Annotated in this window: 21 protein-coding genes and 2 pseudogenes; 14 read left to right on the forward strand and 9 right to left on the reverse strand. The window is 40.5% G+C overall.

Translation table 11 applies throughout. From position 1 onward, the window contains the following. Window positions 1-394, reverse strand: a 394-nt coding sequence (locus RMZ41_RS07115; RefSeq protein WP_409874875.1) for a hypothetical protein, incomplete at its 3' end; no start/stop codon positions are given. A 253-nt stretch (window positions 395-647) separates the two neighbouring features. Between RMZ41_RS07115 and RMZ41_RS07120 the strand changes: the two are divergent. Beyond that, a pseudogene (locus RMZ41_RS07120) lies at window positions 648-1,064 on the forward strand (XisH family protein). Continuing rightward, window positions 1,052-1,387, forward strand: coding sequence for a XisI protein (locus RMZ41_RS07125; RefSeq protein ID WP_322645477.1), 336 nt, complete (start codon window positions 1,052-1,054; stop codon window positions 1,385-1,387). Before RMZ41_RS07120 ends, RMZ41_RS07125 begins: the two are co-directional and overlap by 13 nt. 175 nt (window positions 1,388-1,562) lie before the next feature. Here the strand turns inward: RMZ41_RS07125 and RMZ41_RS07130 are convergent, their stop codons facing one another. Further along, the gene (locus RMZ41_RS07130; protein ID WP_322645476.1) at window positions 1,563-3,170 is read right to left on the reverse strand and encodes a DUF4157 domain-containing protein; all 1,608 of its coding nucleotides are present in this window, start codon (window positions 3,168-3,170) and stop codon (window positions 1,563-1,565) included. A 191-nt stretch (window positions 3,171-3,361) separates the two neighbouring features. Between RMZ41_RS07130 and RMZ41_RS07135 the strand changes: the two genes are divergently transcribed. From RMZ41_RS07135 to RMZ41_RS07190, 12 genes are all read left to right on the forward strand, one after another. Then, on the forward strand, window positions 3,362-3,601 hold the full coding sequence (locus RMZ41_RS07135) for a hypothetical protein (RefSeq protein ID WP_322645475.1): 240 nt from the start codon (window positions 3,362-3,364) through the stop codon (window positions 3,599-3,601). Then, window positions 3,601-4,125, forward strand: a complete 525-nt coding sequence (locus tag RMZ41_RS07140; protein WP_322645474.1) for a phage tail protein — start codon at window positions 3,601-3,603, stop codon at window positions 4,123-4,125. Before RMZ41_RS07135 ends, RMZ41_RS07140 begins: the two co-directional genes overlap by 1 nt. Before the next feature lie 23 nt (window positions 4,126-4,148). Beyond that, window positions 4,149-7,565: a hypothetical protein gene (locus RMZ41_RS07145; protein WP_322645473.1), complete on the forward strand. Its 3,417-nt coding sequence runs from the start codon at window positions 4,149-4,151 to the stop codon at window positions 7,563-7,565. 37 nt (window positions 7,566-7,602) lie between these two features. Further along, a complete protein-coding gene (locus tag RMZ41_RS07150; RefSeq protein ID WP_322645472.1) occupies window positions 7,603-8,169 on the forward strand; it encodes a hypothetical protein in 567 nt (188 codons plus the stop codon). A 71-nt stretch (window positions 8,170-8,240) separates the two neighbouring features. Beyond that, window positions 8,241-9,974, forward strand: a complete 1,734-nt coding sequence (locus tag RMZ41_RS07155) for a VgrG-related protein (RefSeq protein WP_322645471.1) — start codon at window positions 8,241-8,243, stop codon at window positions 9,972-9,974. A gap of 78 nt (window positions 9,975-10,052) precedes the next feature. Beyond that, the gene (locus RMZ41_RS07160; RefSeq protein ID WP_322645470.1) at window positions 10,053-10,550 is read left to right on the forward strand and encodes a PAAR domain-containing protein; all 498 of its coding nucleotides are present in this window, start codon (window positions 10,053-10,055) and stop codon (window positions 10,548-10,550) included. A 140-nt stretch (window positions 10,551-10,690) separates the two neighbouring features. Next, window positions 10,691-10,939: a UPF0175 family protein gene (locus RMZ41_RS07165; protein ID WP_322645469.1), complete on the forward strand. Its 249-nt coding sequence runs from the start codon at window positions 10,691-10,693 to the stop codon at window positions 10,937-10,939. Next, window positions 10,936-11,430 carry a DUF3368 domain-containing protein gene (locus RMZ41_RS07170; protein ID WP_322645468.1) on the forward strand — a complete coding sequence of 165 codons (495 nt, stop codon included), beginning with the start codon at window positions 10,936-10,938 and terminating at the stop codon, window positions 11,428-11,430. The genes RMZ41_RS07165 and RMZ41_RS07170 overlap by 4 nt, the downstream gene beginning before the upstream one ends. Before the next feature lie 135 nt (window positions 11,431-11,565). After that, a complete protein-coding gene (locus RMZ41_RS07175) occupies window positions 11,566-11,979 on the forward strand; it encodes a GPW/gp25 family protein (protein WP_174710058.1) in 414 nt (137 codons plus the stop codon). Window positions 11,980-12,189: 210 nt separating this feature from the next. Then, a complete protein-coding gene (locus RMZ41_RS07180) occupies window positions 12,190-14,388 on the forward strand; it encodes a putative baseplate assembly protein (RefSeq protein ID WP_322645467.1) in 2,199 nt (732 codons plus the stop codon). A 72-nt stretch (window positions 14,389-14,460) separates the two neighbouring features. Next, on the forward strand, window positions 14,461-15,492 hold the full coding sequence (locus tag RMZ41_RS07185) for a phage tail protein (protein ID WP_322645466.1): 1,032 nt from the start codon (window positions 14,461-14,463) through the stop codon (window positions 15,490-15,492). 73 nt (window positions 15,493-15,565) lie between these two features. Continuing rightward, window positions 15,566-16,765 carry a DUF4159 domain-containing protein gene (locus tag RMZ41_RS07190; RefSeq protein WP_322645465.1) on the forward strand — a complete coding sequence of 400 codons (1,200 nt, stop codon included), beginning with the start codon at window positions 15,566-15,568 and terminating at the stop codon, window positions 16,763-16,765. Between the two features lie 32 nt (window positions 16,766-16,797). On the opposite strand, the gene RMZ41_RS07195 is transcribed toward RMZ41_RS07190, so the two are convergent. The 7 genes and pseudogenes from RMZ41_RS07195 to RMZ41_RS07225 form a co-directional block, all read right to left on the reverse strand. Beyond that, on the reverse strand, window positions 16,798-17,592 hold the full coding sequence (locus RMZ41_RS07195) for a Tab2/Atab2 family RNA-binding protein (protein ID WP_322645464.1): 795 nt from the start codon (window positions 17,590-17,592) through the stop codon (window positions 16,798-16,800). A gap of 211 nt (window positions 17,593-17,803) precedes the next feature. Further along, window positions 17,804-18,073: a YciI family protein gene (locus RMZ41_RS07200; protein WP_322645463.1), complete on the reverse strand. Its 270-nt coding sequence runs from the start codon at window positions 18,071-18,073 to the stop codon at window positions 17,804-17,806. 114 nt (window positions 18,074-18,187) lie between these two features. Beyond that, on the reverse strand, window positions 18,188-20,638 hold the full coding sequence (gene pheT / locus RMZ41_RS07205) for a phenylalanine--tRNA ligase subunit beta (RefSeq protein WP_322645462.1): 2,451 nt from the start codon (window positions 20,636-20,638) through the stop codon (window positions 18,188-18,190). A gap of 498 nt (window positions 20,639-21,136) precedes the next feature. Further along, window positions 21,137-21,538, reverse strand: coding sequence for a PIN domain-containing protein (locus RMZ41_RS07210; protein ID WP_322645461.1), 402 nt, complete (start codon window positions 21,536-21,538; stop codon window positions 21,137-21,139). Then, window positions 21,535-21,735, reverse strand: coding sequence for a type II toxin-antitoxin system VapB family antitoxin (locus RMZ41_RS07215; RefSeq protein ID WP_322645460.1), 201 nt, complete (start codon window positions 21,733-21,735; stop codon window positions 21,535-21,537). The genes RMZ41_RS07210 and RMZ41_RS07215 overlap by 4 nt, the downstream gene beginning before the upstream one ends. A 32-nt stretch (window positions 21,736-21,767) precedes the next feature. Further along, window positions 21,768-22,112: pseudogene (locus RMZ41_RS07220) on the reverse strand (PleD family two-component system response regulator). 47 nt (window positions 22,113-22,159) lie between these two features. After that, entirely contained in the window at window positions 22,160-23,566 is a 1,407-nt protein-coding gene (locus RMZ41_RS07225; RefSeq protein WP_322645459.1) for a response regulator, read from the reverse strand. Window positions 23,567-24,127 lie beyond the last annotated feature (561 nt).

Consider the following 24,127-nt stretch of genomic DNA (forward strand, 5'->3'; position numbering starts at 1 on the left):
CATCTTCCTCTGGCAATTCTTCCCGTTGTAGTGAGGGAATATTGGCATCGGAAAGGGATTTCATTTGTAATTCTTCATCCTCCTCCGGCAATTCTTCCCGTTGGATAGATTGCTGATTTCCAGAAGGTTCGCTCATCCTCTGCATTACCTGCTGTGCTACTTTATCAGCTTCCTGCTCATAAACATCTCCTGGCTGGTTAACTGTAAGTTTTGTTTGTGAGCGTAATGATATTCGGCTAATGTCGTGTCCTAGAGATTTTTTAAGCTGTACCTCAGTAGTTACTTGGGACGAAGCACCAGGATTTAAACCAAAACCACGTGTCGGTTGCTTGAGTGTAGGTATTGAGAAGGAGCTTGCCGTAGCTTTTTTGTGCTGTCCTACGTGTTCTCCCATTTTATTCTCCTGATGACCGAGCAGTAAGGGGGCGAATATCTTGTTAATACCAACATACATCTAGAGTACTGCGATCGCACTGAATCAAGCAATTCATCCAAAGTATAAATTTTTGAGAAGTTGATTAATTAGTTAACACATCCGACAACAGTGATCGCAAGACTATGTAAGACAGTCGCTACAAGATCAGGCGATAGCTGCGGCGGGCTGCGCCTACGCACTAAAATGTTAAGTAAATCAGAAAAGTTTAACGATGGCAGCTAAAGATAAATTTCATGCTGTGGTTAGAATTGCTTTAGAAAAAGATCAGTGGAAGATAACCGATGATCCTCTGCGACTAGAAGTTGGCGGAACTAAGTTTGAAATAGATTTAGGTGCAGAGCAACTGTTAGCAGCAGAGCGAGGTGAACAAAAAATTGCAGTTGAGATTAAAACGTTCCTGAGTGATTCACCACTAACAGATTATCATGCTGCATTAGGACAGTTTTTGAATTATCGGCTTGCCTTAGAAATCAGCGATCCAACTCGCATTCTGTATTTGGCAGTGCCTATAGGTGTTTATGAAGCTTTTTTCAAGCGGTAATTTGCCCAAATATCTGTAGACAGATATGAGATTAAACAAATTATTTATGACCCAATTCAAGAGGTAATTGTACAATGGATACCCTAGAATCTTATCGCCATATCATTCAGTCTTTGTTGACGGCTTATGCTGCTATTCCAATAGCCAATGGTCAAATTGATTGTTACACTGTTTTTGATACAAAACAAGACCATTACATGGTTATGAATGTGGGATGGGATGGTCATCGGCGAGTCTATAGTTGTGTTTTACATTTGGATATTAAAAAGGGAAAAATTTTGATTGAGCAGAATATGACGGAAATGAGAGTGGCTCAAGAACTTGTAGAGCTAGGAGTTCCAAAAGATAACATTGTTCTTGGATTTCAATCTCCTGAAATGCGGGAATATACGGCCTATGGAGTTTTTTAACGACAACATTGCGATCGCACTACGTTAACGCACCCTACAAGATCCGCGATCGCACTCATCAGCAACTCACCCAAAGTATAAATTTTCGGGAAGTTGATTAATTTAGTTAACACACCCGACAATAGCGATCGCACTGAATAGCCTACAGATCATTTGAGTGTAGTGATTGGTATTGTTAATAAGGCTGAGACCTAGAGGTGCGACCCGACCGCGTAGTGCTTGCGGATGGACTTTTATTATACCCACTCCAGTCATCGTCATCTCCTTTATATATAGTCTTAGACGGTTTTACTTTAGTCGGTGGTGTTGTACCAGGAGCAGGAGGATACGGAGGTACATTCGGCACAATTGCGTCGGTCACTTTGTACGCTGACATTTCCGGCCAAGGTTCTTCTACTTTCGTTACCTTGTGGATACGAATAGGCGTAATTGATACCTTCAGACCACTCACGAGTAACATCTCTGGAATCAAGTTTGCGGTGCCATCTGGACTGGGGGCAATTACCTCTACTCTGTAGTCAGCCCCATGCTCATACGCTTTATCTCCATATTTTTTAGTCAAACTGACATCAGAACGCTCTATAAAATCAGCCCAATATCCTAACTTTTTCAATTTTGATTCGTAGCCCTTATGGGTATTATTAGACTTAACACTAAGTACAGTCAAATTCGGATTGTCTGCTAGTCCTGCTATTTCTTCATTCATTAAATGTCCCGCTACATAGCGACCTTTGAGAGGCCCGACATCATTGATGATTGGAGGTATCCCTACTCCCGGAATTTGCCCTCTAGGCCAACCGTTTTCTGCTCCTACTCTGGCTGTAATACCCTTACCACCTGTGTAGGGATGATCTGCATCTGTGGTGTAATCAGTTGCAAACCGTTGGATAACAATTGGCGTTACAATCCTGTCTATCTGTCGCTGCACAGCCCCCCCATTCTGCTGCACAACATGAGTCAACTCATGCGCCAATAACTCCTGTCCGCCCCGACTCCCAGGATTATATTCACCCGAACGAAAGAACACATCCTGTCCCGTTGTGAAAGCACGCGCCTGAATTGACCGATTTAACTGGTCAGATTGACCATCTGTATGAATCTTCACCCCACTGAAATCAGCGCCAAACGCCACCTCCATCGGTTCGCGGATGTTGTCTGCGATCGCCACTCCTCCCCCCCTTGCTTGGTTAATGGACGCTTCTATATCAGGCGTAGCAGCCATCCCAGCCTCAGCCTGACGCTGCACCATCGGTTTCATCTGTAATTCTTCCTCATCCTCTGGCAAAGCTTCTCGTTGCAATGTGCTACTGTCCAGAGATTTCATCTGTAATTCTTCCTCATCCTCTGGTAATGCTTCTCGTTGCAGTGTGCTACTGTCCAGAGATTTCATTTGCAATTCTTCCTCATCCTCTGGCAATGCTTCTCGTTGCAGTGTGCTACTGTCCAAAGATTTCATTTGTAATTCTTCTTCCTCTGGTGCTGCTTCTCGTTGGATAGACTGAGGATTTACAGGTTGCGCCATTCTTTGCATTACCTGCTGGGCTACGCTATCAGCTTCCTGTTCGTAAATGTCTCCCGGCTGGCTAATTGAGAGTTTGGCTTGGGTACGCAGTGGTATGCGACTGATATCGTGAGTAAGTGGTTGATGGAGTGGTTGTATTTCAGGAACCGCTTGGCGTGAAATTGCCGATGACTCCAAACCAAAGCCGGGTGTCGGATGTTTCAAGGATGGGATTGAGAAGCCTGTACTAGTTTGTTTCTTTCGGCTGACATATTCTCTCATTTTCTTATCCTGTTACCCAAGCAGTGGCTGGATAAATATTTTGTCGTGACTAACATCTAGAGTACTGCGATCGCATTTTCTACACAATTCCTCAAAAGTCTAAATCCAGTTAAAAACTAAGTTCGACTTTTGGCTACTTTTGATTCTGATGCAGTACCTTTAGCCTGGATTTAGGGAGAGTTTTTTTATTTATGGACTCAAAACAGCAACAAAAATTTTTTACCTTTGATGGAGATGTTGGTGGTACTGCTGGATACGCTGGGGTTTCGGCGGCATCTGATGCAAGCAAAGCGGCTAAAACGGCAAGCAAATATCTCAACGATTCACGGTTGATGAACCAACTTACAGAACACGTATATAAACTTTTACTGGATGATTTGCGATCGCAGCGCGAAAGGGTAGGTAGTTATGATTCTCAAAGGTGGTTGTGATGGCTACAGGCGCTAACAATGGCAACATTACTCACGAATTAAATTATGTCACTACTAATCGGTTCTACGTAGAGATAGATAGTTCTATTGCTGCATCTTTCGCTGAATGTACAGGATTAAGTGTTCAAATCAAGAAAAATGTTTTTCAGGAAGGTGGTGTTAACGACCAGCAAAGAATTTATTTAGGTCATACAGAATTTGCAGACATAACTCTTAAACGAGGATTTACCGATCATCCAGGTTTTTGGAACTGGATGAATGCAGTTTTTGATGAGCAAAAGAAAACATCTCGGCGTAATGTTAATATTCTGATTTTCAATCAAGCTGGTGAAACCATGATGAGTTGGACTTTGATTGGTGCTATTCCTATAACCTGGAAAACACCTGCACTCCAAGCAGATGGGAAAGCAGTTGCAATTGAAGAATTAACTTTAGCTTATGAAGGGTTACAAATTGCCAGGTCTACAGGAGGAGGCAGTTCTGTACAAAGAAATCAAAAAACAGGATATTTCGTTTCTAGTTAATTGGCTAATCTTCAACTATAACTATGCAAAATATTCAATCTCCATTAGGAAACAATATTCATCCACTTGGGGTAATATCATTTTTATCTAATCCTCAGAGAATGATATTGAGAAAAGCATCCCATTCTTTACATTCTCAAAACAATTTCATCAGTACAATACAAACCAAACCACCATTAGTTACGTCATCTAAATTTTTCTTGTCTCATCAGTATGAACCATCGATTCAACCGTTAATAGGTTGGGATAGCTGGGATACTGAGGATATAAGTAGTGAATTTCCGTTGATTGATTTTGATGCTTCTGATTCAATAGCTACACTAGAAAATAGTAATGAATCAGTAAAAAATAGTATTCCAGAGATAACGCCAACTCCCACTGAGGTAAATACGAGTAATGATACCTCACAAGAAGTAGATATAAAAATTAAATCTAAGTCAAAAAAAACAAACAAATCTCAACAGTTATCAGAAAAAAAATCAACTTCAAAATCTAGAACTAAGAAATCTAGCAAATCATCTACGGCTAAAAATGTTAAGCAAGTTGTTGATAAAAATAATGCTTCCATTAATGCTAAAAAGAATAAATCATTAACATCAGATGAGTCTCTACCTCTTGAGACTAATTTGGAAACACCAAATTTACAACTGGATATTGCGTCAGACATTTCTGCCAAAGAGCATAGTTATGTTAGTAACATAACGGCAGATACTTCGCCCAGTTTTCAAAATCAATCTAATTTATTCAGGAATATTACTAACGATGGTCTATCAGTAAATTCTGAGTTAATATCTAGTTTACCTAATACGGATTTGCCTTTAATAGAAAATAATTTCACATCGCAAGAAAATATTGAATTAGAAAATGAAAATAATGAATTAATAAATAGTTCATATATAGAACTTCCTTCAAAAAATAATATAGAAGAAATACTTATACCCAATACTAATTTTACAAATACCGAAGAAAAACTAATACCTGAGATATCAGAATCAGTTAAGTTATCAGGTATGCCAGTTAGCCAAACGCCATCACAACAAAACATTGAAATAGATCGATTTTCTTCTATTACTGACAATAGAAACAGCGTAATCCAAACAAATTTAATCCAAACAAAAGAGATTTTAACAACCTTAATCTCTCCATCGCAGGAAGCCGAATCACCAAATACCAATACTAATTTTGAGGCAATTACAGCCATTGAACCAGACTTAATATCAGAAAAAAGTACAAATAATTTTGTTACAGATAATGCTGTCTATGATAATTCTTCAACTTTATTTTCAGAACTTAATTCATCTAAAGTTGATGATGCACCAACTTTACTCCATTCTTTAGAGAATGATGAAAATACTGTAGAGGCGCATGTTGCTTTACCTAATTCTGAGTCTTCAGTTGCAAAAAATCCTATTACAGTACAACAAGAAATTGCTCCTGACTTTTCACATCATTTAGAAAAAACAACGCAAGATATAAGCCTTCAACCTCCTTTACTACCAGAGAAAGGAGAGAATTTAAAGCCTTTATCTTTGCAGAGGAAAGGTTTTTTAGATTCCGTGAAAAGTCAGGAAATTGATTCCATTATTACGAGTGAGTCTCTAGACAGTGCGCCTGTTCAGTTAACACATACCTCAGCAGAAATTGAAGACACCCCTAGTTTATTCGGCAACCCTGTAGCTTCAGAATTACAGTCTGCTATAGCGGTTAATGTCTCAGATATCTCAGCAAATGTGGCTCCACTACAACGTGATAGCAATGTCGAGAATACTACCAGCGAGTTGACAGAAAATTACCCTATTTTTGCATCACCTGAAATTGCTGAAACACCAATAATTACTGCTACATCACCCGAAATTGGTAAAGCATCGGTAGTTAGTGTTAGTTCAGATGAAATTAGTGAAACATTAGCAATTACTACCATACTGCCTAAAATTGGTGAAGCGTCAACAATTACCGCCACATTGCCTGAAATTGGTGAATCACCAACAATTACCGCCACATCGCCTGAAATTGGTGAATCACCAACAATTACCGCCATATCACCTGAAATTAATGAAGCATTAGTAGTCAGCGCCAGTCCCCCTGAAATTAGTGAAACACCAGGAATTACTACCATATTGCCTAAAATTGGTGAATCACCAACAATTACCGCCACATCACCTGAAATTAATGAAGCATTGGTAGTTAGCGCCAGTTCACCGGAAATTAGTGAAGCACCAACAATTACCGCGACATCGCCTGAAATTGGTGAAGCATCGGTAGTTAGCGCTAGTTCGCCTGAAATTACTGAAACACCAATCATTAGCGCCATTTCACCTGAAATTGCTGAAGCATCAACAATTACCGCCACATCACCTGAAATTGCTGAAGAAGCAAGTATTTTTAGAAAAATTATTGAGAGTGAACAAACAGTAGAATCAGAAAATCCTGAAATATCAGCCTTTACTGATACCTGGGATAATCCAGAGATTCTAGAAAACCCAACTTTTCCACAAGATGAGGTTAGTACAGCACCTAAAGTTGAGCAAAATTTGCCTGCACCTAAAGGTTATGCTACTGGTGGTCATGTTACAAACTCTCACGTTGACAATCGCCAGTATATAGCTCCCTCAGATACAATACCTGCAATGCTTACGCCTGGGGAGTTTGTCATTAATACTAGGGATGCACAGAAGAATCTACCCCTGCTACATCACATCAACACTGGTGGAACACCGCACGATATTATCCTTCCAAGTCTACAGACACCCAATCCTATAGAACCAGAAGAGACAATTTCTCCAGAGACTCCGACTAAAGTCGATTCTTTTTCAGACACTTCATTACAGCTAAAAAGCGCTGAAACTGATTCACCTGAGATATCCAATTCTTTAATTCCTCCTTCCTTGGGATTGAATATTAGTCAAAATAAACTTTCGGTTCTCAATTCTCCACAGCTTAATCCTCTCCAAAATGAAACAATAAATGTCGGTGAAGCTTCACCTCAATACTCATCGCCTCCCCTAGTTTTCCGAAAAGCAAATCCTACGACTAATACATCTTCCCAATGGTCAAACACGCCTTCTCAATGGTCAAGTGTGGAAGATTTACTAAATGGAAATAATGATGATTTCACTAGCTTCAACTTTAATGATGAAGAATCTAACAACCAAAATTATGAATTTTCTCATGGTTCGGAATCGCCACAAGTTTTTGCTAAACATCTTCCTGCACCTAGAGGCTTTGCTAATGGTGGAGAAGTCACTCTACCCGACATATCTAGAGAAATCCAACCGATAACAGAGACGATAGAGAGCGCACCCGCTTCTTCTGAAGGAGATGAAAAAGATGATACAGCCAATCTTGAAGCTCTAGCCCGTGAAATTTATCACAGATTACGACAAAGGATAGAAATTGAGCGGGAGCGTCATGGTGGTTATTCAGGTCGATTACCTTGGTAAGTTTCCATTCAATAATTAATTTTTGGAGAATATTCAAATGGCAAGTCCAGCAATTATTGTTATTCAAAAGCGTCAACCGCAACTTGAAAAAGCCAAGCTTGTAGCTTATAACGGTGAAGCGCCAGATATTGAATTAATGTTTAATCCTACAGATATTAGTTTTGCTCGGACTGTTAAGTGGGAAAGTAAGGATGGGAACAGAGGAACTACTCTACTTCCGAAAGTAAACTTTTCTGGCGTTGAACCTTACAAGTTTACACTGAAACAGTTACTTTATGATACTTATGAAACTAAAGAGTCGGTGATGAAAAAATATATAGACAATATCAAGAAAGGTGTAGAAACTATCAGTAAAGCAACTGATAAACGCCCACCTGTTTATATATTCACTTGGGGAAATGAGTATTTTTATTGCGTAATTACAAGTTTAACCTACACTTTAAATATGTTTTTGAGTGATGGTACACCAGTAAGGGCACTTGTAGATATAGCTTTACAAGAAGTGGATAAAAATAACCTTCCTGGAGGACGACAATCTGCTTCTAAAGGCAACGCTCGTGATTCAGACCAAAAGGGGCAAAAACTGAGTAAGAAAAACAAATAAAGCGATAAATTATTATTTGCTTTGTCATTCAAGGCTGCTCTGAAAATTTCATAAGTTATCAAATAATAGTTATGCCTCCTAAAAAAAGCCTTTATTTAAGCGAACCTAAAATACAAATAGATGGAAAACAAGCTTCTCCTGAATTAATGAAGGATTTGTTGCAAATTACAATAGAAGAAAGCCTTCATTTACCAGCAATGTTTACCCTAGTAATCCATAACAGCTATATTCCCACATCCGATCGACCAGAAAACAAGGCTTGGCGACATGATAAGTTGTTTAAAATTGGGAACAAAGTTAAGTTGGGTTTTACTTCGAGTACTACTCTAGATAATAATTTTCAGGAAGAGGTAGAAGAATTCCTCATTGAAGCCGAAATTACAGCGATGGAAGTTCACTTCAATGAAAAATCTGAAGCTGATATCATTGTTCGCGGCTATGATATTTCTCATCGTTTACATAGAGGTCGTTATAATCGTTCTTTTTTAAATGAAACTGATAGCGGTATAGTCAAGAAAATAATTCAAGAAGTAGGTATAAGACCTGGCAATATAGAGGCAACTGGTGAAGTTCATAAGTATGTTTTTCAAGAAAATCAAACTAATATGGAGTTTTTGCGAGAAAGGGCTGCTCGCATTGGTTTTGAATTATTTATTACAGAGGAAAAATTAAATTTTTGCAAACCAAAAACTCAGGGAGCCTTATCACTAAAATGGCTAGTTGATATTAATAAATTTAGTACTCGTGTTACTAGTGCTGAACAGATAAGTTCTGTAGAAGTACGCGCCTGGGACTATACCAAGAAAGAATTGATTAGTGGAACAGCTAAGAAAGAGAAGCAAGTAACCGAGACAGGTAATAAGCTAGGAAGTAGTACTAGTAATGCATTCTCTAATCTTAAGTCTCCCAAAATGATTGTTGTAGATAAACCTGTTGCCAGCAAAAAACAAGCAGATACGATGGCTCAGGCTTTGTGTGATGAACTGGGAGGAGAATTTGTTTACGCAGATGCCAAAGCCGAAGGGAATCCTGAGATTCGTCCTGGACGGGTTATTAATCTTGAAGGTATGGGCGATCGCTATAGTGGTAAATATTATGTTACAGAAACGCGCCATTTATTCAGTCAGCGCGTTTATGAAACTGATTTCAGCGTGCGGGGACTCCGTTCTGGTAACTTATTCACAACTCTATCCCCAGAAAAACGTCTACAGCCATCTGAGACTTTATTAGTTGGAATTGTGACTGATAATAAAGACCCAGAGAAAATGGGCAGAGTGAAAGTCAAGTTTCCGACTCTCACAGAAGATCATACAAGTGACTGGGCGAGAGTTGTAGCTGTGGGAGCAGGCCAAAACAGAGGCTTCGACTGTTTACCAGAGGTAAACGATGAAGTTTTAGTAGGTTTTGAACATGGCGATATTCACCGTCCCTACGTCATTGGTGGGGTATGGAACGGGAAGGATGCACCACCGGAAAAGGTAAGTGATTCGGTTACAGGTGGTGTAAGATTACGCACTATTAAAACTCGTGTCGGTCATGTTCTACAGTTTGTTGAAGAGGATAAAGGAAGTAGTAAAACAGGTATTCGCGTAGAAACTACAGGCGGTCATAAAATATATCTCAATGATAGTCAAAGGTGCATAGAGATTGAAACCACAGGTGGTCATAGAATCAAAATGGACGATATGGGAAAATCTGTTTCAGTGAAATCAACAGGTAATATGTCATTAGATGCTGCTGGAAATATAGACATTTCAGCCAACGGAACGATTACAGTCAAAGGTGCATTGATTCGACTTAACTAATTCGTAATGACGCTCGTTCCTCGCTACCGCTACGCTAACGTAATTCGTAATTCGTAATTAACACAATAGGAGGTTGTCATGGGTAGACCGGCAGCAAGAATTACTGACAATGTGGCGCATCCTTTACCCCCAGTTTTAACAGGAGGGCCAGGTAGTCCTAATGTGTTGATTGGATCTTTACCTGCGTGGCGGGGCGTGCTTGCCGCAGCAGTACCAGGTTTGCAGTCCGCCAAACAAGTTTCTGATACAGCTATTCAAGTGGCTGAGGCTGCTACCCTAGCGGCGGCAGGTACGCCTGGCGCACCTGCTGCTTTAGCTACCGAACAAACTACAAAGGCAACCTCAGCTGCTACTATGGGTAGTGCGATCGCAGCAGCAGCAGCCGGTGCTGATATTCATAATTGCGCTACACCTCTGCCCATACCTCCTCACGGCCCTGGGGTTGTGATTGACGGTAGCCAGACTGTGCTGATTAACAACCTGCCTGCTTCTCGCATGGGCGACACTATTCTAGAAGCATTAGGGCCACCGAATAAAATTATCAAAGGTAATCCTACTGTTTTGATTGGCGGTTGAGTGAAGATTATGAGTCGTAATCCGTAAAACCCCCGTTATTCATGCGTTGTGCTGCGAAATTTGTGGTGGGAGTAATACACAGACATTGTTTAAAGGTTTTTGGGTTACTCTGAAAGTATAGTCAGTAAGGTAGTCCTGCTATGAGTATTGTCATTTCAGACGAAATCCTGCAAGCATCTAGGCTTACACCAAGGGAGTTTCGGCAAGAAATCGCATTGCACCTGTTTCAAACAGGCCATCTAACGTTGGGCTATGCCAGCAAATTAGCAGATATGCCCCTTAATGCTTTTCGTCATCTTCTCAAGCAACAAAATATTCCGCTTTACTCTTATGATGTTGAGGATTTTGAACTGGATTTGAAGAACTTACGAGATTTAGGGCGGTTGTGATTGTCATTAGCGATACATCGGCAATCACAAGTCTGGCAGCAATCAACCACTTAAAACTGCTACCTCAACTCTACAATCAAGTCACGATTCCTGAAGCGGTGTATCGTGAACTCGCAGATATCGATCCCCCTGTTCCGGGAACCACCGAAGTTCAAACGGCTTCCTGGTTAAAGGTTAGACAAGTCATTAACCGCGAGGTTGTTGAGCGTCTTAAAAATGAAGTGACGCTAGATCCTGGAGAGTCTGAGGCGATCGCTCTTGCTCTAGAGCTTGATGCAGATTTGCTATTGATTGATGAGCGTCGTGGCAGAGCGGAAGCTAATCGTTTAGGAGTCAAGATTACTGGATTGCTAGGCATATTGGTTGAGGCAAAGCGGAAAAAATTGATTGTTGCTGTAAAACCGTTGATGGATGTACTGATTGCCACATCAGAGTTTAGAGTATCTTCAGCCTTGTACAATCAAATTTTGGATATAGCGGACGAAACTTAATTCAAAGGGAAAGGCAACCAGTCTTTAATTACGAATTACGAATCAGTAATTATCTCGACCTTTGGCGAATAGGCTTAAACCTTCTGTGCCGATATCTTTGAAGTTATCCATGTAAAAACTGTCTAAGTGCCAGATATGGTTTATGGTCGTGAACGAGCCTATTTGGGAACAGGTTGGGCTTATCCACTGCATTTAAGTGTGCAAGGCGGGATACAACTTAGCCGTGAAGATCAAAAAGTTAAAGAATCTATTTGGATTATCCTCCGCACGGGAGTAGGTGAGCGGGTTTACCGACCTACCTTTGGTTCGCGCTTGTCGGAACTGGCGTTTGCACCTTTGAATAGCGATACCCTACTCCGAATCCGTCTTTATGTTTTGGAAGCTTTAGAAGTTTGGGAACCACGCATTATTATCGATGAAGTTGTCACCGATCCTGACCCCGTGCGTGGCAGAGTGGATATCATCATCAATTATCGACTTAAAGACAGTCCCGATATTTATAGTTTTGTTTATCCTTATTATTTGGTTTCAGCTGGGGAGGAATCGTGATCCGAATTAAAAATTAAAAATTAAAAATTAAAAATTTAGAAAGCTCAATTCCATCTGGGTTTCTAGACTTGTATAGCACAAGCCTTGGTGGTTAGGACATCAACAGATGATGAAACTTAGATACAAAAAGACTTTTCACCCAGTCCCCAGTCTCCAGTCCCCAGTCCCCAGTCCCTTGCTATATCTGTCACATTCTTTTTTTTAATTGGTATGAACTTTGATTTTTTACCGAAATTACCTTCTTCTAACTTAGACGATCGCGCCTTCGATGATTTGGTGGAAGAATGTATTATGCGTATTCCTCGCTACTGTCCCGAATGGACAGACCACAATCTCAGCGACCCAGGAATTACGCTAATTGAGTTATTTGCTTGGTTAACTGACCAGATGTTGCTCAGATTTAACCAAGTACCTCGAAAAAATTATGTCGCATTCCTAGAATTACTGGGTATTCGTCTCCAGCCTCCCGCCCCAGCCCGCACGGAATTAACTTTTTATTTAAGCGCTGCATTACCCGAAGCCTACACTATTCCAGCCGGATTAGAAGCCTCAACTATCCGCACTGAAACTACAGAAGCGATTACCTTTAGCACAGATTATCCTCTAATTATCGGCAATCCTCGCATCCAACATTTCTTAACTGCCCAAACTACCGAAGATATCCCCCAATCTCTGCGCGAAAGAGTCACAACTTCATGGACTCGTCAATCTAACGGTTTCTGGACAGGTAATGAACAACCAATATTTGAAGAGGAACCCCAGCCCGGTAACTGTTTTTATTTAGCAATTAATTCTGACGATCCTTTAGATGCTAATGTTTTAGAAATTATTTTCCAAGGGGCGGCGGCTACTCCTGCTGGGATTAATCCCAATCAACCACCGCGCAAGTGGGAAGCTTGGGACGGGGAAAATTGGCAACTAGTTTTATTGCAAGAGTCGGATGATAAAACTCGCGGTTTCAGTTTTTATGAAATGGCTCAACAGGGTGGAAATCCGTCTCAAGGTGCAGAGGTACGTTTGCATTTACCTCAAATTTGGCCTGTAGCTAATTTTACTTCTTACCGAGGTCGCTGGTTGCGGTGTAGTTTTATTAGTACAGAAGCCAATGAATCTGGTTACAATCGTCCGCCAAGAATTATTGGTTTAGCAGCGCGGTCAATTGGTGGTACTGTTAGAGCTAGTCATAGTACGCTGATTCTAGATGAGCGATTGGGAATTAGTGATGGTACACCTGGACAGAGTTTCGATTTACAAACAGCACCAATTTTAGAACGCCGAGAAAATGAGTATATTTTAGTTACTCCCAGTGGTGGTTTGCCTCAGAAGTGGACTGAGGTGAGAGATTTTGCTGATTCTGGGCCGCATAATTTTCATTACACCATCGATTCGATCGCTGGTACAATCCAGTTTGGGCCGCTGATTCGGGAACCTAGCCAACTTAAACAGCATACCCAGATGCGATCGCGAATTCAAGAACCATCGCTAGATAACACATCTGTACAAGTTCTAGAAAATAATCAGTCGGAACACCAATATGGGGCGATTCCTCCCCGTGGTGCTGAGATTAAAATGGTTGCTTATCGCACAGGTGGCGGTAGGGAAGGCAATGTGCAAACTGGGGCAATCCAGTTTTTGAAGTCTGCGTATCCATACATTACGAGTGTAGTCAATCGTGTACCTGCAATCAATGGTGCGGATGCCGAATCGCTGGAGCAGGCTGTAATGAAGGCTCCCCGCATCCTCCGCACACGCGATCGCGCCGTCACTGCTGAAGATTTTGAAGTTTTAACTCAACAGGCGGGTGCTGGTGCGATCGCGCGTGTCCGGTGTTTGCCAGCAAATTCTCGTAGACAAGCTGGTATAGTTAGTTTACTGGTAGTTCCATTCGCAAATACAGATGCGATCGCCCAAGGTAATGGTATGACACCAGAAAATTTTGCTCTTAGTAATGCCCTGCAAGAGCAAATTATGAGTTACTTAGATGAAAGACGGTTATTAGGTGTACAAATAGAATTACAAGAACCAAATTACGTAGGTGTTTCTGTACAGACAGAAATTGCTTTAGAACCTGCTTATGATAATCCTTTTGCCAGAGAAGAAATTCGCCGGAATTTAAGGGTATCACTGTATAAATATTTAAATCCATTGACTGGAGGAATGGACGGCAAAGGTTGGCCATTTGGGCGACCAGTTTATACATCAGATATTGTCGCATTACTGCAACAAACCCCAGGCGTGCGTCATTTAGGCCCCGTCCTACTGTTTCCCATCCGCAAGCAAGGAGAAAATTGGCGACGACAACCATCACCAGAACAATTAATTGACCCAGGCTCGGAAGGTTTGATATGTTCTTGGGCTGATACCAATCTACGCTCAAATCACGACATTCAAATAATTCGTAATTCGTAATTCGTAATTCGTAATTTGCCATTTGTCAGTAGTTATTCTCCTTCCTATTCCCAATTCCCAATTCCCAATCCTATGGTTCAAAGTCGCTCTAGTCCGGCTGTAAGCATTCAATTAACGCCAATGCAAATACCCGAAGCTTTACCTGTGGCGGGTTTAGGATTTACAACCGCGGATATTGATATAGGTGGACGTACTTTACTTTTGCATCCTGGACATCCCAGCGAGATGATTGTGCAAGTGCAAAACTTAGAACAACGTCCTTTGCGGGTAAGCTTAAGCGTTGACGGAAACTTTCCGTCTCAATGGTGTCAAATTGGCACAGAGGGTAGTGAAATACCGCCTCGTGGACAAATGGATGCTGTTCTCTACTTCTCAATTCCTGATACATTTTTTGAAGACCAAGAAGCAATTTCTCCTGGAAAAAAAGACAAATTAACTCTCAATTTTCGCAGCCTAATTACTTTACATATAGACTCAGGCACGGAGAACGAACAAATCGAGAGAAGCGAGTATTTCGATTTATATATCCGTCCTTACACCGCCTACATGGAATTCTTGCCAATTTTGTATCGAGAAGTAGACTTTATTGGTCGCTTCATGAAGATATTTGAGCAAGCTTTTCAACCAGTAGTTGATAGTTACAATGTCATGTGGGCAAATCTCGATCCTTTGACAGCACCACAAGCATTACTACCTTTTATGGCTCATTGGGTTGCTTGGCAAGTAGATTCAGTTTGGGATCTCCGGCAACAACGGCGTTTAATTCGTCGGGCTGTAGAACTTTATCGCTGGCGCGGAACTCGTAAAGGATTGCGTCTTTATTTACATCTTTATACTGGTTTACCGCTAGACGAAGATTTACCAAATGAAGCTGATAAACATATTAGTATCACAGAACCTTTTGGCCCAAGTTTCATTATCGGAGATGCCCAATTAGGAAATGCAGTTTTAGCAGGTGGCCAACCATATCATTTTATAGTACGTTTACGTTCAACTATTTCTAGTGGCATCATCAACGAACAACTTATCCAAAGAATCATAGAACAAGAAAAGCCTGCTTTCTGTACTTATGAATTATCTATTGAAAATCCTTCTAGCCAATAAAATTGTAAACTTTTTCTCTCTGCACATCTGCCTGAGCTTTTTTGAATTTTGAATTTTGAATTTTGAATTATTTATGTCTCATCCTTTCCCACCCCCACCAATCAAATCCTTAGAACGTCTACAAGCCGCAGACGGATTACTAATCAATGCAGAACGCTGGCGCACAGCCCATGATTATCATCGAAATCGGCAAAACGCTCAATATCAAAGTTTAAACCAACCGGGGATTGTCTGTGGTTTAGGCGTTCGAGATGTGGCAGCCCCAAGCCAAGTAGAAGCTAGATATCGAGATGGGCGTTGGGTGCAAATTCAACCTGGTATTGCAATTGATTTAGCAGGTAATTTAATTGTTGTACCAACTTCTTATGATTTTCCCATCGATATAGAAGTAGTAAGTTCTGAACCACTGATGATCTACTTAGTAGTTAGCTATGTAGATCCTGATGAATTGAGGCGTGGACAGCAAAGAGATATTGTTCAAGAAACCTATCGAATTGACCAAAGAAACTCAATACCAGCCAGTTCAGAAATAGAAATATGTCGAATACTTTTGCAACCAGGACATACTGATATTACCCAACCTGCGGATGCTTTCTTTCCTGGATATAATAATATTGATTTACGTTATCGCCGTCAGGCACAAATGCGTCCTCAAGCACTTGTGTGTATGGCACAGGCAACTCATAGCGATCCTGAATGTGCGCGTAATTTTTTCAGCCTTTCGTATTTGTTACAAGCAGTAGAACCTTTATATCCCAGTTTGCGAGGGGCTGATGAACCAGGCCAGGTTTCTTTAAGTGAAAATATTCAAGATTACGATCTACTTTATCTGACAGGTGGACAGGCAATTTCTTTAAATAGTCTCGAATTTGAATCCCTCAAAAATTACTTAAATTTAGGTGGTGTGCTTCTGGTTGATGCACCAACAAATGCTACTGCTCTAATTGAGAGTACTCAAGCATTAGCACAACAGTTAGAAAGTCCTTTAAGACCTTTAGAAGAATTGCAACGGAGTCATCCTTTAAGGACAAAACCTTTCTTATTTGCTGCCTTGCCAATGGTTAATCAACAGCAAATTAAATTGTTAATCGGTGGTGGAATTATTTTAGCGATTGGTGATTTAGCGACTGCTTGGGGGCTGGATAGAGATTTGAGTTTACCCAGATTAACTATTCGTACAGCCCAGGAACTTGGAATTAATATTCTTCACTATGCTTGGAAGCGGCGACAGTTGATAGGTTTGCAACAAGAAGATAATTCAGGGCAGTGGTGATATTACTTTTTAGTATGATTTGATAGTTAAGATCAATCTTCTGCCTGTAATAACCAAAAGCCGCTATAAGTCATCCCAGAATCATCTGGTTGCACTAACAAAAAATGCAATCCTCGGCAATGCTTTTTTCGCTGTTCAAATGTTTGGGCTGCTGTTTTAACTTCTGGATCTTCAAAAGTGGCAACAATCCACCTATCTACTAAGCCAGCTTCTAATACTAAGCCGTCTGGTGTGCCAGATATATAGTTTAACGCCACAGGACGGGCTTGCTGTAACCAGCGTGCTAGGCGCATCGATTGCCGTCCACCATAAATTACCACACCAGGGACGGGCACTGTTGACGCTAAACCCAAATTGATGGGTTTGAGATGTTCTGGGATGTGCAAAATGGGAATAGGGCGATCGCTAAAACTCGTTTCTACATCACTAGCAGGTAGAGTCGCAAACCGCCATTGTTCTCCCCAGAGGTTCTCTGGTAATGGTACTGGGGGTGGTTTATCTAGGGTTGAGGGATATTGCTTTTCTTGTAACCACTGCTTCAGTGCCAAAGTATGGCGGGTTGGTTCGACATTTATACTTAAATTGCGTCCCGCCGCCTCAATTAAGCTTAGTGACTGCGGACGAAACACCTGAATCACATCTGGTAATTTTTCACCAGCCGCTAACTCAAGTTGATCTGCAACCCAATTAGAATTTGCTGCTGACTGAAGACAGGTTGCTTCATACTCAAAGCTGCGAGTTGCATCACAAATCAACAAATCCCATAAAATTTGTCCAGATGCATTTTGTGAGGGACGACGATAAAAATCAACCTGCCAAATTTTCATAAATTGGGAATGGGGAATTGGGAATAGGGGAGGAGAATTATCAGAAAAATTGGTTTAAAACCCTGTGCTTCCAGCACGGCTTTAAAGTAATGAGTAATGAGTGGATGAAAAATGGGGATTTACTCATTACTTATTACTTGTTACTCATTACTCCTTCTTAAGAGTGCGTTCACGGCGGTGAGGATGTCAAAATCAATGCCCCATGCCCAATTTATAAAGCTTGAATCCATTCTTTGACAGAATATTCAGTCCAGATGCCATTTTTCCAGTAGGGATCATTTTCAATTAACTGGCGTACAGTGGCTTCGTCTTCGGCTTCGTAAATCCCAAAAACTTTTGTGACATCTTTGGTGGGGCCAATGGTAATCAGCACACCGGATTCTTTCTGTTTTGCTAATCCGTCTAAATGAGCTTGACGGTATGGGGTGCGTTTTTCAAGAACGTCTTTGCAGTAACTTCCCCAGAGTACATATTTAGGCATGGTTAATCAATTAAAAATTTAAAATCTCAGTTTATAGGTTACAGGGTACAGGTTACAGAGAATAGTTTTTCTTTGCTGTACCCCGTCACCTGTAACCTTTTCCCGTATTTACTCCTAACTTCTCAAGTTCACGCCGAATTTTTCCACCAAGGCTTCGCGGACTTTATTGTGTACTGGTTCAACTTCAGCCTCAGTCAAAGTACGATCGCTAGCCCGATAAACTAGACGAAATGCTAAACTCCTTTGTCCTTCGGGGACATTTTCACCCCGATATTCATCAAATAATTCCACCGATTCGAGCAAATCTTTACCAGCTTTGGTAATTACTTTTTCAATTTCGGAAACTGAGATTTTCACAGGTGCAAAAAAGGCGATGTCGCGATCGCTAGCTGGATAGGTAGAATAGGGCTGGAATATTGGCACAAGAACTTCATCTTGCCCTAGAGAGTCTAAAAGCACATCTAGATCCAACTGGAAAACATAAACGGAATCTGGTAAACCTTTTTCTCGTCGCAGTTGAGGATGGAGTTGGCCAAAAATACCCAGTCTGTTACCCCGAATCCACAAAGAAGCGGTGCGTCCTGGATGTAAGCGATTATCTCGACAATCGGGTTGGAATTCTACCTGGAAGGCAAGTTGCCGAAATACACTTTCTAAAATGCCTTTGGCTTCAAACCAGGTGATGGGTTCTTCGCGTCCACTTTTTGACCATTTGCCAACGGTGCGATCGCCTCCGATAATCCCAGCTAAGGCTTCTGTTTCTTGCAAACCGTCTTCTTCTCGCCAGAAGATTTTTCCGATTTCAAAGCCGTTCAGCGCCCCATTACCCTGCTCTAAATTGTATTGAAAGGCATCAATCAACCCAGATAACAAATCGTTTCGTAGGGCTGAATATTCAGCAAATAAGGGGTTTGACAGTACTATCTGTCTGTCTTCTCCTGGTTTGACTAAAGAATAGTGAATTAATTCTGTCAATCCTTCAGCCCGGAGGAAAGCTCGTAACTTGCGAATCACTTCCTCATCTAAAGATAGATAACCACCTTCGGCTCTTTCTGGTAAGGTATCACAGAATCTGTTGTAACCGTAAAGACGGGCGATTTCTTCAATTAAATCGATTTCTCGCTCTAAGTCGCGGTAACGATAAGGTGGGACGGAAACTGACCATGTAGGTTGATTGCTGCTATCTTCACCTAAAGCAGTCAACTTACATCCCAAAGCAGTTAAGATGCGCTCAACATCTTGTCCTTGGAGTTCACCTGTATCCTCGCCCAAATCGATTGGCCCTAGTATCTGATTAACTCGGTCTAAACGCAGTGCAATAGAACGACTCCAAGTAGCAGGATCGGGGCGGGTGTCGGCAATTTCCTGCTGGACAAGAATTCCACTAGCCAATTCACTAATTAAAGATAAAGCGCGACGATTAGCTATTTCCAACTCAGCGCTGTTAACTCCCCGTTCATATCTGCCAGAAGCCTCACTTCTTAACCCTGCACTGCGGGAAGAACGGCGAATTGCCACAGAATCAAACAAAGCTGCTTCTAAAACTAGGCTTTGAGTCCCTTCATGGACTTCTGTTTCTTCTCCACCCATGACTCCCGCCAATGCAACAGGTCTGTCGTTAGCGGTAATTAACAAATTTTGGGTTGAGAGGGTGCGAGTTTGTCCATCCAGGGTTTTAAGGGATTCTCCATTATTAGCGAAACGGACACCAATGGTTAAATTTTCGCTACTTGCAACAGATTTTAGGCGATCGCGGTCAAAGGCGTGTAATGGTTGTCCCCACTCCAACAAAACGTAGTTAGTAATATCCACAACATTACTGATGGGACGTACCCCAGCCGAACGCAAACGCTGTTGTAGCCATTCGGGAGATGGAGCAATTTTCACCTGTTCAATTACTGTACCGATGTATGCAGGACAAGCTTGGGTATCGGCAATTTTTAAAGCTAAGTTTCCCGAACTTTTACTAATAGAGACTTCACCAGGTTCAGGAATGCTCAATTTTCCACCAGTTAAAGCTGCTACTTCGCGTGCTACGCCTACCATACTCAAAGCATCAGCGCGATTAGCAGTTGCTGTCAGGTCTAAAATTACATCATCTAAACCCAACAACGGACGCACATCACTACCCAACGGTAAATTTTCTTGAGTAAAAATATGAATTCCGTCTACATCGGTGGGCAAACCGAGTTCCTTTAAAGAACAAATCATGCCCTGAGATGGGACACCACGGAGTTTTGCAGGTTTAATTTTTAAATCGATGTTGGGTAAGTAAGTACCTGTAGTTGCTACTGGCACATAAATATCTGCCTTCACATTGGCAGCGCCACAGACAATATTTAAAGTTTCAGCTGCACCGATATCAACTTGGCAAACACTCAATTTATCGGCGTTGGGGTGGGGTTGACGCTCAAGCACTTTCCCTACAACCACGCCATTTGCCCAAGTGCGGCGATCTTCAATATCTTCAACCTCAAACCCCGCCATTGTCAGGGTTTCGGCTAATTCTTCTGGACTAAGTTTTATCTCTACTAGTTCGCGCAGCCAATTTAGAGAAATACGCATGGAGTGTGCTTATTTTAGGAATCTTCTTTTGTTCTTATTTTAGGGTGCAAGAAGCGATCGATGGCTACTCATCCCGCTAGGCGTACCCTTTCACTTGAACAATCCTACTACGTTAGACTGGCAGAACAATATTATTGAGGCAGAAATTTGTGGTATAGAGTTACAACAAAGGTGTATTTCCAGGTTATGGACGGCTTTGAAATATTATCGTGTATCGTTCTTAAGCTTTTAATGATGGAAGAAAACAATGAGTTTGATAGGCTTGTAAATCAAGTTAAACCTCTTGTTAAAAGTTGGACTCGCAACCGTAGTGGCTTTGGGTCTTTTCAGCATTACAAAAAACTTTTATTGTCTACTGCACTTTTAGTTATGGAGTCCGGCATCTTCGTGTCACCAAAATCATTATCAACTCCAATATTTTTAACAGAAGATTTATTACGTCTATTGATTAGCAACTACAGAGATTTTTATGAAAATATTTTGACGAATCCAAATACATTATTGAAACAAGGTTATGGGAATATGCTGACTAAAATTATCAAAATCTTTATCTGTGGTTATTATTTTGTAATTTCTCCGAGCAGCTGCGGCACAAATTAGGAAATCTGTGTTTGCACCTTGAATACCATTGCTTCTGCAAGTGTTATAAAACTCAGAAGCAAGTTCATAGTCTTCCATATCTAACTCCAGATTGGGAAATGCACGGAGATAATTTTTCAACCGATTGTATTGATTGGCATCACGAATTCCTGAGAGTATCTCTTGCCGAACAGCGCCAAGCAAAGCAACTCGACCATCAGTAATTAATTCTTGCAACACTGCAACATAGGGTGATTCATCAACTTTATAATTGCGTCTGAGAGCTAAAGACCAGACTGAAGTATCAACAATGACTTTCATCGACTCCGACGCTGTTGCTTGTAGTCATAATCATCGTCATATTCAATCATGCCAAATAGCTCCAGAATTTTCAGTTGCTTTCGACGTTGCACATACTCTCGTAATGCCTCTTCAACAACCGCGTCCTTAGTTGGATGACCACCAAGTTCGAGAGCTTCCTTAATTAAGTTTTCGTCAATTTCTAGATTAGTAGCCATGTACTGACTCTTTTAATTACGAATTATCTCTCTCACTCTACAAGAGATTTGAGCGCACTTAGTAATTGCTGTTTAGTAAAAGGCTTAGTTAAATAAACGTTTGCACCTTGTCGCATTCCCCAAATCCAGTCAATCGGCTGATTTTTAGAACTACAAATAATAATTGGTACTTTTTTGAGTCGCTGGATTTTTTTTCAGTTGGTGACAGAATTCAAACCCGCTAATTTCTGGCATTACCACATCAGTAATAATCGCATCCAGAAGATGATTTATTGCCTTGCTCATCTCATAATTACCTTATATCCGCTGTCACTTAAAAAACCATTGATTAACTCCAACTGACAAGGAGCATCTTCAACAACTAAAATTGTAGCCATATTTATTTATCCTCAATAGCTCAAAGTCGTTAGATTTTGTGGTTCATTTAACTCAAGTGCATAAAGATTATTTTCAGCAATTCGGCGCGAGTAAACGGTTTAGTTAGATATCCAGATGCCCCGACCAGTTTCGCTTTTACTTTGTCTACAATTCCTTTATTCCCCGTAACAAAAATAATCGGAGTATTTTGAAATATTGGATTATTTCGTATAATCCGGCACAACTCATAACCATCAATTCCTAACATGTTTAAATCCAACAGAATTAAGTCTGGTTTATGCCTTATAATTGATAAAACGGCTTTTACTGGATCGTTAATCGTCACTACAGAAAAATTTTCATTTTCTAAGAAATAACTAATTTCTTTAAGAATTGTCGGGCTATCATCAACAGAAACAATTTTGTGAACTTTTTTAACCGTGACAGTAGCAGCTGTTACTGTTTGGGAAACAGGATTTATGTTATTTGATGTTGTCGGTTCCTGAAAATTTTCTTTTGGAGGCTCAGAAATTTGTGGTAATTGTGGAACAAGAGCTATATTCTCCTCAGAAATATCTGGGTAAGGGTTAACGGTAGTATTTAACTCTTGCTTGATATCGGCTATATCCGTAATTAATTTTGCCAAAAGCGTAGGCATAGCCCGTCGTAGACATACCTCTTCAAATATCTTTGGTAATTTATCAAAAGGTGGATCGGGTTCATGCAAGACGATCGCACCCTTAAGTATATAAGGGTATAAATTGCGAGCTAATTGGATTTCATCTTGATTCAAAATTGTCGCCAAATGACACAGGCTAAAACCCTTCATCCAATCAGTTAAATCTGGCTGAAGTTTTGGTAAATCTTTTTCCTCAATTTTGCTGTTCATCAACAGATATGGACGTTGATAGGGAGAAGAAATTTGCGGAACCAAAGCCTGCCAATTCTGTAATCTTATTTGGCAACGTTCTAAAATTTTTTCGACATCTAGCCGACAAATTCTTGGCATTCTATCAAGAGGTTCTGTTAATTCATAAGTACCTTCTGCGATCAGCAAAAATGATTCAATTACTTCTTTAACTAATTCTTGAATCAGCACGGCTGCTTGTGTAGAATGTAGATGTTGTTGACTAACAAGCCAGGATATTGCCTGATACTCAGGAGGGTGGCTTCTGGAATTGCTGTCATCTTCGATTAACTGAGTGTGATAGTCAGGTTCAAACATCAGACGGACTTGAACACGAACCTTGCTAGTAAGCACAGGAATTTGGTGACTAAGGCGGCGCAAATGGCGTTCTAGTCTATCAAAAGGTTCTACTGAATGGGTAGCGTAAGTTATTTTTCCTTGTTCTAAGTAAATCGACCAATAAACTGAGTTACTTAATGCTTGTAAACAAGTACTATCGGAGCAATTGGATAACTGTCTTAACAAACTTAGAGGACGTAGTTTGGTGAATGCACCTGAATTATTCATATTTTTCAAGTTTTTTTGCGGAATCAATAACCGAAGATTTGTAGATTGAAAATATCAGTGATGAAGCATCCTCTTCTTTGTAATATTTATCTACGAACAAGTTATTCCTTTTAAAATATGTAGATATTTTAAAAATTATAAGTTTTATAACTTATTTGTTACATTTGGTACTTTTTACTTAACTTTTCTCAAAGAACAACAAAACGGGGATGAATAAAGATAAGCATTTATCATAGCTAAATTATCAGTAGATGTTGGTTAATACTGGATTTGACCAACTTTTGACACCTGTTGTCTTAAGACTTTAAGAATGATGTTTATTTCTGCCCACTCACTAAAACAGAAAAATTTGATTCCAAGTTCACGCAGTTACACTGGCATACTTCTATTGACGATATTAATTATCGTTAATAATGTTTGTGTAAAGGAAGAATTCTTCTACATAAAATCTTTAAAAAGTTATATAGGAAAGTCTACGTATTTATTGTACTGTAGGTTTAATGGATATAAATTTTTGGTAGATACATTACAACAGGTAAGGCTGGGTTTTGATATACTATT

Source organism: Nostoc sp. DedVER02 (genome assembly GCF_034530675.2).
Classification (GTDB): domain Bacteria; phylum Cyanobacteriota; class Cyanobacteriia; order Cyanobacteriales; family Nostocaceae; genus Nostoc.